Origin of the sequence: Pseudomonas sp. Bc-h, from assembly GCF_002080045.1 — a bacterium.
Classification (GTDB): Bacteria; Pseudomonadota; Gammaproteobacteria; order Pseudomonadales; family Pseudomonadaceae; genus Aquipseudomonas.
In genome coordinates this window covers 330,048-345,248 of record NZ_MUIN01000015.1, presented here as the reverse complement: position 1 = coordinate 345,248, position 15,201 = coordinate 330,048, and the positions used below count along the sequence as shown (strand labels likewise).

Sequence of the window (15,201 nt, the reverse complement as noted above, 5' to 3'; positions counted from 1 at the left end):
CCTTACTGTCGATTGCGGCGGGCGCGACGGCCAGCCAGCAACAGCACGAGGAAGGCAATGATCGCGGCCGGAATCAGCCACAGCGCCGACGGTTTGCGCCAGGCATCCAGGCCTTTGGGTGCCTCATCGTCGATCATCTGACTGCCGGTCGGGTCCTTGGCGTCGAAGGTGGTCAGCGGCCCGCTGTCGCCCAGAATCGTGACGTTGCCACGCTCCAGCAATACCGGACGGGCGAAATTCGGCGCCTGACCGCCCAGGGTGTGATAGACCATGCCGTGCTGGCTGCCGGACTCGATCACCTGTAAGGCCGCAAGATGATTGAGCGACGCCAGATCCAGCAGCGTCTGCTCCTTGTGATGAATCAGCAGATGACCTTCGTAGTCCACCTGCACCGACTCGTTGCTGTCCTTGACCGGCACTTCGAAGGCGAGGAACGCCTTGTCCGGCGCAATCGCTGCCTTGGCGTCTGCACTGACCTTGAGCTCTGCACGCAACGGCGACACCCCGCTGGCACTGGCGATACGGATCAGCTGCGGCAGGCTGCTGGCCGGGCGATCCAGATAGCCCTGCGGCACCAGCAGTTCGGTGCCGGTGGCGAAACGCGCGGCCATGCCGGAGAAGTCGTCGTCCAGCGCGCTTTTCTCCAGGGTCAGATGGCTGCTGGGCAGTACCGCAACCGGAAACGCCTGCGGGGTTTCCCGACACAAGTCACTCACCGGCTGGCGCTGGAACGACACGCGCAAGGTGTTCTGCGCGGCCAACGCGTAACGCGGGATGCGCGCTTCGATGCGTTCTTTCTGGCCGTCGGCGTCCAGTTGTTTCGCGCCGATCAGGTAATCGTTGAGGAACAGGCTGGCCACCGGCGCGGTACCTGAAGCGCCCGGCGAGGCGGAGACATCGACCGCGGCGTGAGTCGGGATGCGGCCGTCATAGGCCACGCTGCCCAACGGAAAACTCGCGCTCCAGTCGGCCTTGGCCAGCACGTCGACGCTGCCGGGCTTGCCGCCCAGTCGAGTTAACGCCACGCGACCGTCATCGCTGATCGGCATGTTGGCTTCTTCGCCCACGGTCAGCTGGCGGGTACGAGCGAGTTTGTTCCAGGCCGCGCTGAACAGGCCAATAGCCTTGCCCGCGGCGTCCTGATTAATCATCAAAAGCGGATGCGCGCCGAGCAACGCCAGGCGCACATTGTCTTTGCCCGACGCATTGAGCGCTGGGTTGACGTGGCGTTCGCGCCACTGCGAGAACGCATTGCCGGCCGCAGGATCGACGCTCTGCACCTGCTGTTGCAACGCATCCAGCGAATCGTTGATCGCCTTGAGCAGTTGCGGATCACTCACCGCCAGATCAGCGTTCAACGCCGGGGTCTGCCCGAGCATCAACAGCGCGCCGATCTGCGCCGGATCGTCGAGGGTGTGCAGGCCTTTGCCGTCAAGGCTGGCGAACGCCGGAATCTGCTTGAGCTCGGCGGGAATCTTGAGATCGCCCAGATCGATGCTGTCCTTTACAGAGGGGAACGGCACGATTCGCGCCTGTTTGCCGATGCGTTCAAGCGCCACGCCCAGCCGCCAGGCCGCGTCGTAACTGGCGCTGGACAGCGGCCCGGGAGCGATGAGGATTCCAGGTTTGCCGGGCAGTGCATTCCACGCCGCGCCGACGTCCTGCAACTGGCTGGCGTCGTAGCTGTAACTCAGGCGACTGTGAGGATCGATGCGCAACACGTTGCCGATGGCACGCTCGTCTTCACACTGCACGCGGGAAATGATCGACGACCAGGCGATACCCAGGCGAACCGAGCCGCTGTCTCGCGCCGCCTTGTCCACGCCCAGTACCGCGCTGGCATCGCCCTCTTCTTCATTGAGCCCCAAGGCCCGCACCGGGTACCCGTCCAGCGACAGCAACAGGGTGTTTCGGCCGGCATCGCCGTTGAGGTAACTGGCATCGAAATGCAATGTGGCATCTGTCAGCGGTACGTCTGCAGGCACCGGCAGATACAGTTCACGTCGGGCATCACTGGCGTTGAGAATGATCGGTCGATCAATGCCCAGATCCTGCAATTCAACGGTACGTTGCTGACGCGTATCGGCATTCAGACGGCTGATCGCCTGGCTCAGAGGGCTCTCGGCGGCGGAGGCAAAGGCAGGCACAACGGCCATCAGACTCAGGCCGCAGGCAAGGACGTGCAGCGTGCCCGAGGGAACGGAAACAGAAGACTTCATTCAGTCAGATCTCTTCAATACGAATGTTGCGTGGGAGACTGGCGAACGGCTAGCGCGACCAGCGCGTGGCTCGCGCCTGTCCAGGATGGATCCGCTCCCACGGGGATTTCAGCGGGCCGCCATGGTGATGGCGGGCCAGGGTGCGCAGCGGTCACTAATGCAGACTGGAGACCGACCGCAGTTGCGCCGGCAGGCGTTGCGCCTCACTCGGCTCAGAACGTTTGGCAGGGAGTTCGACCACGAACTCATCCACCGGACGCCCCATCAAGGCATCGACGATGCGCGCACACGCCTTGCCGTCGCCGTAAGGGTTGGCCGATTGCGAGGCCATGCGCCACAGTTGTTCGTCATCGAACAAGGCGCAGACGCCGCGCACGATGGCGTTGGGATCGGTGCCCACCAGGCGCACCGTGCCGGCGGCTACGGCTTCCGGGCGCTCGGTAACATCGCGCATGACCAGCACCGGTTTGCCCAGCGAAGGGGCTTCTTCCTGCACACCGCCAGAATCGGTCAGCACGACATGCGCCAACTGCATCAGGCGCACAAACGACAGATAGTCCAGTGGCTTGATCAGGTGAACGTTTGCGAGGTCACCCAGTTGCTCGGTCACCGGCCCCAACACATTGGGGTTCAGGTGCACCGGATAGACGATCTGAATGTCATCGCGGCTGGCAAGGGTTCGCAGCGCCTTGCAGATGTCGAGGAAGCCCTCGCCGAAGTTTTCCCGACGATGGCCGGTGACCAGCAGCAGCTTGCGCGACGTGTCCAGAAAGCCGAACTGGCGATCGAGGGCCACGCGCAACTGACGGTTGTTGTCGATGCGTTCGGCGGTCATCTTCAGCGCATCGATCACCGTGTTGCCGGTGACGAACGAGGTGCCCTGTAAACGCTCGCCGAGCACATTGCGCCGGGACTGCGCCGTGGGCGTGAACAGGTGGTCGGCGATCAGATCGATGCTGCGCCGGTTCATTTCTTCCGGCCACGGCTGATGAATGTCGCCGGTGCGCAAACCGGCCTCGATGTGCGCCACGGGAATGCGCCGATGGAACGCCGACATGGCCGCGACCATCGCCGACGTGGTGTCGCCATGCACCAGCACCTTGTCCGGCTGCGCCTGTTCCAGCACCGGGTCGATGGCGGCGTAGAGCGCGGCGGTCAGGGTATTGAGCGTCTGACCCGGGGTCATGACGTCGAGGGTGTAATCGGCCTTGAGGTCAAACATGTCCAGCACTTGCTGCAGCATGCTCTGGTGCTGCCCGGTGATGCAGATTTGCGAATCGATACCCGGTTCCGCAGCCAGCGCTTTTACCAGCGGAGCCATCTTGATGGCTTCAGGGCGTGTACCAAAAATCGAAAGGACTTTCAGCTTGGGGTGAGCTCGAGCCATTCATATTCCTCCCGCGCATTTGCATGCGCCGCACGACAGCGTACTTGCACCGCAGCCGGCCAAGTCGCTCGAAAGTGTCAGTAATGGTCGGACGGCAACAATCGGAGAGTCGATTCGATGTTCACTTCATTGTGAAATTGAGGCGTCCCTAGTGCCCGAAACAGCGAAGATTATTAGCAGATAAAAACACCAATGCAAAAGGTTTTATAACCTGCTTAACAACATTGGTTGTTTTTTAAACTTTTATAAAAGAGGGAGGTCAATCTCAGATTTTGCGACGCTTAACCAGCTGGTAAATCCCGCCGTAGAGCGTTAAAGAGTGTGCACCAGCCCACATCAAAGTGTAAAGCGTTGAACTTCTGAATAGAGCCTGCTGTCCGCGAGCCGCGACCGCTCAACGGGTGCGAATTACAATTGACTGTAGCAGCGATATCCCTCAACAGGATCCAAAACTAGACGAGAGGGAGTAATAAAATCAACTTATTGACGCCACATTTGTGACATTGGCAAAACTGTATACAGATGCAGAAATAATTAAGAACCCTTCGAATCGCGAAGACGAAACAATGCGCGATTCAATCGGTCATGCACATAAGCACAACTTTCTAGTTGCGCGAAAAGTTAACGGACAGTTCCAGTTCTCCGGTGGATTGATCGCGGCCTTGCACGGTCGATGGACCGTGCATTTTCGCCAAGTGAGAGAGGGCATGCTGCAAACGTGACCTGGCAACCGCTTCAGACCAGGTATTTGTTGAACCAGGCCAGCGTGCGGTCCCACGCCAGCCTTGCCGCCGCATCGTCGTAGCGCGGTGTCGAGTCGTTATGAAAACCGTGGTTGACGCCCGGATAGATGTGCGCCTCGTAAGTCTTGCCAGCGGCCTTGAGCGCCTGCTCATAGGCCGGCCAGCCGTCGGTGATCGGTTTGTCCAGTTCAGCATAGTGCAACAACAGTGGCGCCTTGATGCGGGCCACATCCTCAGCCTTGGGTTGCCGTCCGTAGAACGGGACCGCAGCAGCGAGTTCCGGATACGCCACCGCTGCCGCATTGGCCACACCGCCGCCGTAGCAGAAACCGGTGATGCCGACCTTGCCGGTGGATGCGTGATGCGCCATCAGCCATTCGATGGCGGCGAAGAAGTCATTCATCAGTTTTTCAGGGTCGACCTTCTGCTGCAGCTCGCGGCCCTTGTCATCGTTGCCGGGATAACCGCCGACCGAGGACAACCCGTCAGGTGCCAGCGCTACAAAGCCGGCCTTGGCCACGCGGCGGGCGACGTCTTCTATATATGGGTTCAGGCCACGGTTTTCGTGCACCACCAATACCGCAGGCACCTTTGCGCTGGCTTTCGCGGGGCGCACCAGATAGCCGCGGACCTGGCCATGGCCCTTGGGAGACGGATAGGAAATGTATTCGGCGGCGATGTCAGGGTCGGTGAACTCCACCTGCTCGGCCAGCGCGTAATTGGGGCTCAGCGACGCTAGAATCGCCGTAGCGGTCAGGCCACCCAGGGTGAACACCGCAGCCCGGTCGAGAAACTCCCGACGGTTGATCTTGCCGTGAACGTAGAAGTCGTAAAGCTCGAGCAATTCAGGGGCGAAATCCTTGGCAGTGAGACGGGTCATCTGTGCACTTCCTCATCGATTGACGGCTTGCCACCGAGCCTGATTGCCAAGATTCGGTGGCGCGAGCGGGAACCCTTATTAAAGCAGCGTTTGATGACTTTGGCAGCCGCGCGAGTGAATGGGCTGGCTGGGCTCAACAGGCGCAACTTGGTTATTCAACAACCTCATCAATAGCCGCTATAAAAACAATAGCGGTCGCAGTGTGCAACCACACAAACGCTACTTTCTTACTTGCGCGCCCCGTCCAAAACAAACAACTCAACTCTGCTGTTGCAGCGTGACCTTCGTTAGCCCATAACGCCTCTTTATGCTTCGAACTGATCACGACATACGGTACTTAGCAATTTGTCTGCCAATCCTCCACCGACAAATCTCCACTCCATCAACCCCTTGATTGAGATGAGAATTCGCCTTTCATCCTTACGGCAGTAGCGGACCTATCCCCCAAAAGCGGGGAAGCAACACACCCACTTTTCCGGTTTTAACCGCGCACTTCCCCACCCTGGAACCCAATAACTAAACTCACCATCGACCCGATAAAAATATTTAGAAATATATCTTCCAATTTTTTCTGGCAGCGCTATTGTCATTCTCAGCAGCCTCTGTCCTCGCGACAGCACTTGAATCGGCAACCGTAAACGCCAACGTGTCGTCTGCACCCTGCCATCTAACTTCCAGTCGACGTGTTCAACACGCGGGCCGCAGTTTCTTTGGCCGGAATTTCATAAAAGAACAAGAACAGCTCCGCGAGCCTTCACTCATCGAGAGTGCCGACACCATGAATGACCTGATCAGTTTTAGAAGCCTGCGTCTGACCTGCGCCCTGGCGGCAAGTCTGGTGGCGGGTTCTGTATCCGGGCCCGGCGTCTTCGCCGCCACGCCAGTAGAAGTGGTGGATCCAGCGCTGGACATTCCGACCCTGGCATCCATGCGCGGCCTGACGCCCCCCGACCCGTCCGGTACAGAAGGCGGTCGCAAGGTCGATCTGATGGGCGACTTCGTCCTCAACCGCGATGCCGCGATCCGCCTCGGCAAGGCCATGTTCTGGGATCAGGATTTTGGCAGCGACGGCTTCACCGCCTGTGCCTCATGCCACTACCACGCGGGGGTCGACCATCGCATCACCAACCAGCTCAACCCCGGCCAGGCCCACACCAATGCCAACTCGGCGTCGTTGTTCAACAAGCCGTTCATTGCGCCGAACATTCCGGGGGATACGCCCTCCTACGCCACGCTCTCCGGCGGCAAGGGCGGCCCGAACTACACGCTGAAAAAAACCGACTTCCCGAACCATGTGCTGGCAGACCCGCTGGATCGCAACTCGCCGATCGTCTATTCCAGCGACGATGTGGTCGGCTCTCAAGGCGTGTTCGAGGCCAACTACGTGCGCCCGCGCCAGCCGCGTTTCGACCGCTGCACCCCGGTGACTGACGCGTTATTCGCGGTCAACAGGATCAGCGTGCGGCGCAGCACCGCACGCAACGCGCCTACGGTGATCAACGCTGCGTTCAACGTGCGCAACTTCTGGGATGGCCGAGCGAACAACGTGTTCAACGGTTTCTCGCCGTTCGGTAACCGCGACCCTGATGCCGCAATTTTCGTGACCACTGAACGCAACCCAGTGGCAATCAAGGTCAGGCTGGCGCTCAACGACGCGTCGGCGGCGTCTCAAGCGGTGGGACCTCCCGGCAGCCCGGTCGAGATGTCCTGTGGCGGGCGCACCTTCGCCGACATCGGTCGGCGCATGCTCGATTCGCTGGTGCTCAGCCATCAACGCATCGCCTCCAATGATTCGGTGCTGTCATCGATCGCCGTTCGCCGCCCCAGCTACCGCGACCTGATCAAGGCCGCGTTCCACCCACGGCTGTGGAATGCCTCACAACCGGTGTCACTGGGCGGTGTGGATTACGCGCAGATCGAGGCCAACTTCCCGCTGTTCTTCGGGCTGGCGATTCAGCTGTACGAGTCGACTCTGGTCTCCGACCAGACCCCGCTGGACGCCTATCTGCAAGGTAACGCCCAGGCCATGGATGCGCAGGCCGTTCAGGGCATGAACCTGTTCACCGGCAAGGGCAAATGCGTGGCTTGTCACGCCGGTCCCGAGCTGACCAACGCCGCCACCCGCCTGCGCCTGGAGCCCCGTGAACGCATCGAGCGGATGGTCATGGCCGACAATCTGATCACGCTTTACGACAACGGTTTCTATAACACCGGCGTGCGGCCCACCGAGGAAGATCTGGCGCTGGGCGGCAGCGACGCCTGGGGCAATCCGCTGTCGTTCACCCGTCAGTACAACACGCTGCTGCAAGGCCTGAGCGTTCCAGACCCGTTCGAGGTCGATGTGTGCAAATTCGAAGCGCCGCTGAGCCCGGCGATCCCTTGCGATGCCACGCTCAGACCCAACGTCGGTTTCCGCGACTCGGTGGACGGCGCGTTCAAGACGCCGACCCTGCGCAACATCGCGCTGACCGGCCCGTACTTCCACAACGGCAGCCGCTCGACGCTCAAGCAGGTGGTGGAGTTCTATAACCGTGGCGGCGACCGCCGAGGCGAAGATGCGAGCAACACCAGCGGCTTCGATCATCCGAGCGTGAACCAGCACAACGCCTCCAACCTGGACCCGGACATGACCGCGTTGAACCTGACGCCGAGCGAGATCGACGCGCTGGTCCGCTTCATGGAGGTCGGCCTCACCGATCCGCGCGTGGCCTGGGAACAGGCACCGTTCGATCACCCGTCGCTGACCCTCGCGCAGGGTGAAGTCGGCGACGAGAATTCGGTGGTCGTGCGGCCGGTGGACGCGAAATCCACCACCCCACGGGCCAAGGATGTGGAGATCCTGCTCAACGCCATCGGCGCTACCGGACGCAGGCCAAGCGATGGGCCGCTGATGCCGTTTGCCAGTGATTTGCAATAACCACGTCCTGTATCAGCACAGCTTGCCGGCGGTGGCGTATTCAAAAACGCCACCGCCGGCTAACGGCTCGTCAGAATGAAATTTTTGTCACGCCTGCAACTAGTCCTCAAACCCACAGTCCTATCCGCGCCCTGACGTTCGCAGCCAGTTTCATACTGGCCGCGCACGCCTCAGCTCCCGACCCGCACCCTCCCGTTATGATCATTCGAGCTGTTCGCCTCATGCGCCCACCTGTTCGTCGTTCCCGCCTCGCCCTGCTCTGCCTTGCCTGTTCGCTGTACATCATCGCTGCGCCGGCCCATGCCGACGGCGAGCGGCAATTGGTGCAGGCAATCAACAGCTACCGGGCGCATCCGCAACGCTGTGAAGGCCGGGTTGTTTCGGCGCTGGCACCGCTGTCGCTCAAGGCCAGCGTTGCCTTGCCGGTTGGCTATGGCGGGAGTTTGCGGGAGGGCTTGAAAGCCGCCGGTTATCAGGCTGCCAGCGTGCAAAGCATTCAACTGGTCGGCGCGTGGGACGCCACCGCGGCGTTCGCCATGCTGCAACGGGAATACTGCGATTCGATGCTCGACACGCAGGCCGCAGACATCGGCGTCAGTCACGCAGGCGGTCACTGGCAACTGGTGTTGGCCAAGCCATTGCTCGATACACACCTGACCGATGTGCGCAGCGCAGACAACGCCTTGCTGGCACAAGTCAACGCGGCTCGCGCTCAACCGAGAATGTGCGGCTACCGCCGCTTCGCCGCCGCGCGTCCACTCAGTTGGAGCAATGCATTGGGAACGGCCGCCCAAGGCCACAGCAAGGCGATGGCCAACGACAACTATTTCGCTCATCAGGACCCCGACGGCGACACTCCTGCTGACCGGGCACGAGTCGCTGGTTACCGGGGGCGGCAGATAGGCGAGAACATCGCCGCCGGCCAGGGCTCGCCCACTCAGGCGATGCAAAGCTGGCTGGCCAGCCCCGGTCATTGCGCCAATCTGATGAACCCGATGTTCACCCAGGTCGGCGCGGCTTATGCGACCAATACACGCAGCGATCTGGGCATCTACTGGACCATGCTGTTCGGGGCGCCCTGAAATTTCCCTACAACGCCTCCAACCCCCACAACACCTCCAGCACGTGCTCAGTCGAGCGTTCGACTGCTCCGCCACGATGGGCGATGCCCAGTTCTCGCCATAAGGTCGGTTGTAACGGGCGCATGGCGATCCGGTTTTCCGGCAAGGGCGTCGATGCTTCATGGGGGAGTAATGTCGCGCCATACCCCGCTGCCACCAGGCTCTTGATCGCATCGTTGTAATTGAGCTGAATGCGCGGCGTCGGCTGCGGCCCTTCGCTGGCGAACCACTCCCCGACCTGACGTGACAGCCGCGTGCTGTTGTCGTTGAGAATCAGCGGCTGCCCCGCGAGCCAGCTCGGTGTGATCACGGGCGGGCAATCCCAGCGCGCCGGCAGGAACGCCATGACCGGATCCCGTCGCCACGGCTTGATCTGCAAGCCCTTGACCGGTGCCTGAGGCAACGCGATCACGCCGATGTCGAGACTGCCATCGGCCAGCTTCTGCAAGGTCTGCTGCGAGGTGAGCACAGCCACTTGAACGTCGATGTCCTCATGGTCCCGAGTCAGGGTTTCCAGCGCATGGGGAATCAGTTGCGCGATGACGCCGGTTGATGCGCCCAGACGCACACGCCCCGCCAGCCCCTGCACTTGCCGCTGCACATCTTCCAGCGCTTGATCGGCATCGCTCAGCAGCCGACGGGCGCGCTCGATCAGGGTTTCGCCAATGGCCGAGGGCTGCACCCGACCTCGAGTACGCGACAGCAGGCTGGCGCCCACCCGCTCCTCCAGATCGGCGATGTGCAGGCTCACCGTCGGTGGCGCCAGGTTCAGCACCCGCGCCGCTTCGGCGAACGAGCCAAGGTCGGCAATCGCCACCAGGGTGCGCAGACGGTCCAGGCTGATTTCACGCATGGTATTTTCTCTTCAGAAAAACTGAATCTGACGGTTATTAAATTCAACTTTTCCTATCTTACGCCCTGCTCGAAGATGATCGCCATTGATGACTTCTTCGAGAGCACTTGCATGTCCATTCCAGTTGTTTTCATCGACGGCGACCAAGGCACCACCGGCCTGCAGATCCACCAACGGCTGCAAGGCCGCCGCGACCTGAAACTGGTAACGCTGCCGGCCGATCAGCGCAAGAACGCCAAGAGCCGTGCGGTGGCGATCAACGCCTGCGACATTGCCGTGTTGTGCCTGCCGGACGACGCCGCCCGCGCCGCCGCGCAGAGCATTGAAAACCCGGACGTGCGGGTGATCGACGCCAGCTCGGCCCACCGCACCGAGCCGGATTGGGTGTACGGTTTCGCGCAGATGAGTCAGCAGCAGAAAGCCACCATCGCCAGCGCCAGCCGGGTCAGCAACCCAGGCTGCTACCCGACCGGCGCAATCGGCTTGCTGCGCCCGTTGCTGGATGCAGGACTGATTCCCCATGACTACCCGATCAGCATCAACGCCGTGTCGGGCTATTCAGGCAAGGGGCGTGCCGGTGTCGATGAGTTCGAAGGCCCGGACGCTGCGCAGGCAACGCCGTTTCAGGTGTATGGCCTGGGTCTGGCGCACAAGCACATTCCGGAAATCCAGCAATACAGCGGCCTCAGCGAGCGGCCGGTGTTCATTCCGGCCTACGGCTCGTTTCGTCAGGGCATCGTGCTGACCATCCCGTTGCAACTGCGCCTGCTGGCACCGGGTGTAACCGGTGCGAAACTGCACGCCTGCCTGGAACAGCATTACGCGGGCAGCGGGTTTGTCGAGGTCATGAAGCTGGATGAGTCGAAAGCGCTCGGCGGTCTGGACCCTCGGGTGCTGAACGACACCGATAAACTGCGGCTGATGGTGTTCGAAAACGCCGGGCACGTGTTGCTGGCGGCGGTGTTCGACAACCTCGGCAAAGGCGCCGCAGGGGCAGCGGTGCAGAACCTCGACCTGATGATCGCTGGCGCCTGAATCACGCCAGTTCGGTACGCAACCACTCCACCAGCAGGTTCGCCTCTTCCCGGCGCGCCTGCCCGTGGCGACGGTAGACCGACAACGCCTCGGTCAGATGCACGGTCTCGCGCAATGGCGCCACCAGCACGCCGCTGTCGAGCATGCGCTGTGAGGTCCGCCGCCACCCCATCGCCAGCCCGTGACCTTCGACCGCCGCGTGCAGCATCAGCGAGTAGTTGTCGAACGATAACCCGCGTGCACTGCGCGGGACCTCATGCCCGAATGTCGCCAGCCACGTATCCCACTCCAGTTGATAGGCTGGCAGCGCGTCGTGATACAGCAACGTGTGGCCGGCCAGATCTTCGAACGTGCTCAACGGTGCGCGACTTTGCAGGTAACGCGGGCTGCACACCGGAAAGACCTCGTCCGCCGCGGTGAACAGCAATGGATGCAGGCCGTGATCACGGTTGCTGCTCTGCATCGCTACATCGAAATAGCCCTGGAAGTCGGTCAGCGGATTGGCCCAGGTGACCATCTTTAGCTCGATTTCCGGGTACCGCTGGTGGAAGTCAGACAACCTCGGCATCAACCAGTGAAAGGCCTCGCAGGGCTGACACAGCAACACCACCTCATTGTTCCCCGCCACTCCGCGCAGGCGATCTGCGGTGCTGGCGACATCGCGCAGTGCATTACCCAGCGTAAGGCTGAACTCCCGACCGGCATCGGTGAGGAAGACCGCCCGGTTGCGTCGTTGAAAAAGCGCGATGCCGAGGTTTTCCTCCAGGGCTCGTATCTGCCGGCTGACCGCCGCCTGCGTCAGGTTCAGCTCCTCGGCGGCACGGGAAAAACTCAGCAAGCGGGCCGCGGCCTCGAACGGCAACAGACTGGCCAGCGGTGGTAGCGATTTACCGAGCTTATTCATAATTTCCAGTAATGCATGGTGACGAAGACATCATTTGTAGCACAGCCGGAGTGGTCGGCAAGATGAGCGCCAGTCTCGTGGCATATCACGCGACCAGAAACCCTTGGCAAGGCCTGGATCCCGCCCCTTTATCAGGAGTCCACATGCGCTCATCGCGTTCGATCATCTGGCAAGGCGTGGGTTTCGCGGTACTGGCGACCTTGAGCTGGGCCTGCAATTTCATCGCGCCCTACGTGCTGCAGGGCTACAGCATTGCGGACTTCATGCTGGTGCGCTTCATGATGGCCGGTGTGCTTGGCGTCCTGTTGCTGCCGCTGTACCGCTCACAATTGCGCGGCCTGCGTCCACGGCAGTGGCTCATCGGCATGGCCCTCGGCGTGCTGGGGTATCTGGCCTACAGCAGTTGTATTGCAGGCGGCGTGATTTACGGCGGGCCGCTGATGATCGCCGCGTTCATCGGCGCCGTTCCGGTGTTGCAGGCACTGCTGGGTAACGCCACCCACCGCGCGCTGCGCTGGGGTCAGTTGCTCCTGCCGATCTCGCTGCTGTGCCTGGGGCTGGTGATGATCAACGTGCAGGTGCTACGCGATCCCCCCGGCGCGGGAACGGTGTTGTGGGCCGGGCTGGTTTTCTCTCTGGGCGCAGTGTTGATCTGGCTGTCGTTCAGCGTGATCAACCAGATGGCGATGGAGCATCTGCACACAGGCGCTACCAGCGCCTGGACCTGCCTGATGATGATCGGCGCAGGCCTCGCCGCGCTGATGCTGACGCCACTGGCCTGGGCCATGGACTTGTTACGCCTGCCAACACTGGGCTTCGCCACGCCCGAGGCCTGGCACCTCTATGGCTGGGCGCTATTGATCGCGCTGTTGTCTTCGGTGATGGGTGCCGGGGCCTGGAACCTGGCGTCACGGCGCCTGCCGATGGTGCTGTCAGGCCAGTTGATCGCGCTGGAATCCTTCTTCGCCACGGTCTTGGGGCTGGCCTTTCACGGTCGCTTGCCGAACATGGCCGAAGTCATCGGGCTGGTGCTGATTCTGTTCGGCACCGCGTACTCGGTGCGCATCATCCTCGCCCCGGCCCGCGACGATACCCAGTGCCCTTCAATCCTCTGAACCGCGAGTTTTCTGCCCAAGGAGCATCGCCCATGAACGCCATCGCCGACTACCGAACCTATCCGTTGATCAGCCCACTGCTCAGCGCGCAGCTGGCCCCGGACCTCATCGAAGTCACCTGGGCGGACCAGCGCCGCAGCCCCTTTCATCACCTGTGGCTGCGTGACAACTGTCCATGCTCGCAGTGCGTGTACAGCGTGACCCGCGAGCAGGTGTTCGAAATCGCCGACGTGCCCGAGCATCTTGAGCCGCTGAGTGTCGAGGTCGATGATCAGGGCGCGCTGCGGGTGCAATGGGAAGACGGTCATGACAGCCGCTACGACCCGGGCTGGTTGCGGGCACACGCCTACGACGATGCGTCACGCGCAGAACGACAGGCAACACGTGCGCGCAAACAGCGGTGGGTCGCAGGGCTGACGCTGCCCGTCTTCGAATACTCGGCGGTGATGAATGACGACAGCGCCCTGCTCGACTGGCTGCTGGCTGTGCGCGACATCGGCCTGTCTCAGGTGCGCGGCGTGCCGACAGAGCCGGGCTCGTTGAGCCTGCTGGCCCAGCGCATTTCATTCATCCGCGAGAGCAACTTCGGCGTGCTGTTCAACGTGCAATCCAAGGTCGACGCCGACAGCAACGCCTACACCGCTTTCAACCTGCCACTGCACACCGACCTGCCGACTCGCGAGCTGCAGCCGGGTTTGCAGTTTCTGCATTGCCTGATCAATGACGCGGAAGGTGGCGACAGCCGTTTTGTCGATGGTTTTGCGATTGCACAAACCCTGCGTCAGGAAGACCCGCAGGCTTACCGTCTGTTGTGCGAAGTGCCTGTGGAGTTTCGCAACAAGGATCGGCGCAGTGACTATCGCTGCCTGGCACCGGTCATCGCGCTGGATGTCACAGGGGAAGTTGCCGAGATTCGCATGGCCAACTTCCTGCGCGGGGCGTTCAACATCGAGCCGGATGTGATGCTGCCGTATTACCGGGCGTATCGGCACTTCATTGCCATGACCCGCGAGCCACGCTTTCAGTTTCGTCAGCGCCTGGAAGCCGGGCAGCTGTGGTGCTTCGACAACCGCCGCACCCTGCACGCCCGCGACGCCTTCGACCCCACCAGCGGCGCCCGGCATTTTCAGGGGTGTTATGTGGATCGGGATGAGTTGCTGTCGCGGATATTGGTGTTGCAGCGATGAGTTGCCAATCGACAGTGGCGAAGCGGTGGGTCAGGCAGTTCGATGCTGACTGACACGCCGCCTTCGCTGCCGTCGTGACCTCCGGCGTCTCCCACAGGATGTGCTGCGTTTGCATGAACAGCGCCCGACTCGAAACATCCCGCATGCACAGCGCCCGACCTCAAGACACCCCGGACCCTGTGGGAGCTGCTGGAGGTTACGACAGTGGCGAAGCGGTGGTTCAGGCAGTTCGATGCTGGCTGACACGCCGCCTTCGCTGCCGTCGTGCTGGAGGTTACGACAGTGGCGAAGCGGTGGTTCAGGCAGTTCGATGCTGGCTGACACGCCGCCTTCGCTGCCGTCGTGACCTCCGGCGTCTCCCACAGGATGTGCTGCGTTTGCCTGAACAGCGCCCGACTCAAAACATCCTGCATGCACTACGGCCGACCTCCAGACACCCCGGACCCTGTGGGAGCTGCTGTGAACTGGAGGTTACGACAGTTGCGAAGCGGTGGGTCAGGCAATTCGATGCTGACTGCCACGCCGCCTTCGCTGCCGTCGTGACCTCCGGCGTGTCCCACAGGATGTGCTGCGTTTGCACGAACAGCGCCCGACTCAAAACATCCTGCATGCACAGCGCCCGACCTCAAGACACCCCGGACCCTTTGGGAGCTGCTGGAGGTTACGACAGTGGCGAAGCGGTGGGTCAGGCAATTCGATGCTGACTGCCACGCCGCCTTTGCTGCCGTCGTGACCTCCGGAGTGTCCCACAGGATGTGCTGCGTTTGCCTGAACAGCGCCCGACTCAAAACATCCCGCCGAGCTCCAGACACCCCGGACCCTGTGGGAGCGGCTGGAGGT

Annotated in this window: 10 protein-coding genes; 5 read left to right on the top strand and 5 right to left on the bottom strand. The window is 61.7% G+C overall.

Features of this window, described 5'->3' with window-relative positions:
* Positions 1-2 precede the first annotated feature (2 nt).
* The 3 genes from BWR59_RS28655 to yghX all read right to left on the bottom strand — a co-directional run bounded on the left by BWR59_RS28655 (position 3) and on the right by yghX (position 5,229).
* A complete protein-coding gene (locus BWR59_RS28655; RefSeq protein WP_081569052.1) occupies positions 3-2,219 on the bottom strand; it encodes a cellulose biosynthesis cyclic di-GMP-binding regulatory protein BcsB in 2,217 nt (738 codons plus the stop codon).
* A gap of 154 nt (positions 2,220-2,373) precedes the next feature.
* Positions 2,374-3,606 carry a UDP-N-acetylglucosamine 2-epimerase (non-hydrolyzing) gene (gene wecB / locus BWR59_RS28650; protein ID WP_081569051.1) on the bottom strand — a complete coding sequence of 411 codons (1,233 nt, stop codon included), beginning with the start codon at positions 3,604-3,606 and terminating at the stop codon, positions 2,374-2,376.
* A gap of 735 nt (positions 3,607-4,341) precedes the next feature.
* Positions 4,342-5,229: a YghX family hydrolase gene (gene yghX, locus BWR59_RS28645; RefSeq protein ID WP_081569050.1), complete on the bottom strand. Its 888-nt coding sequence runs from the start codon at positions 5,227-5,229 to the stop codon at positions 4,342-4,344.
* 778 nt (positions 5,230-6,007) lie between these two features.
* On the opposite strand from yghX, the gene BWR59_RS28640 reads away from it, so the two are divergent.
* Positions 6,008-8,146: a cytochrome c peroxidase gene (locus tag BWR59_RS28640; protein ID WP_081569049.1), complete on the top strand. Its 2,139-nt coding sequence runs from the start codon at positions 6,008-6,010 to the stop codon at positions 8,144-8,146.
* Between the two features lie 221 nt (positions 8,147-8,367).
* The gene (locus BWR59_RS28635) at positions 8,368-9,228 is read left to right on the top strand and encodes a CAP domain-containing protein (protein WP_081569048.1); all 861 of its coding nucleotides are present in this window, start codon (positions 8,368-8,370) and stop codon (positions 9,226-9,228) included.
* 7 nt (positions 9,229-9,235) lie between these two features.
* Here BWR59_RS28635 and BWR59_RS28630 read toward each other — a convergent pair whose 3' ends face one another.
* Positions 9,236-10,120 (bottom strand): LysR family transcriptional regulator, encoded by an 885-nt coding sequence (locus BWR59_RS28630; protein WP_081569047.1) that lies wholly within the window; start codon positions 10,118-10,120, stop codon positions 9,236-9,238.
* A gap of 111 nt (positions 10,121-10,231) precedes the next feature.
* On the opposite strand from BWR59_RS28630, the gene argC reads away from it, so the two are divergent.
* Positions 10,232-11,155, top strand: a complete 924-nt coding sequence (gene argC, locus BWR59_RS28625) for an N-acetyl-gamma-glutamyl-phosphate reductase (RefSeq protein WP_081569104.1) — start codon at positions 10,232-10,234, stop codon at positions 11,153-11,155.
* Position 11,156: 1 nt separating this feature from the next.
* Here the strand turns inward: argC and BWR59_RS28620 are convergent, their stop codons facing one another.
* Positions 11,157-12,059, bottom strand: coding sequence for a LysR substrate-binding domain-containing protein (locus BWR59_RS28620; RefSeq protein WP_081569046.1), 903 nt, complete (start codon positions 12,057-12,059; stop codon positions 11,157-11,159).
* Positions 12,060-12,202: 143 nt separating this feature from the next.
* On the opposite strand from BWR59_RS28620, the gene BWR59_RS28615 reads away from it, so the two are divergent.
* Entirely contained in the window at positions 12,203-13,174 is a 972-nt protein-coding gene (locus BWR59_RS28615) for a DMT family transporter (RefSeq protein WP_081569045.1), read from the top strand.
* Between the two features lie 32 nt (positions 13,175-13,206).
* Complete coding sequence (locus BWR59_RS28610) at positions 13,207-14,361, top strand: gamma-butyrobetaine dioxygenase (RefSeq protein ID WP_081569044.1); 1,155 nt, start codon at positions 13,207-13,209, stop codon at positions 14,359-14,361.
* Positions 14,362-15,201: the final 840 nt, after the last annotated feature.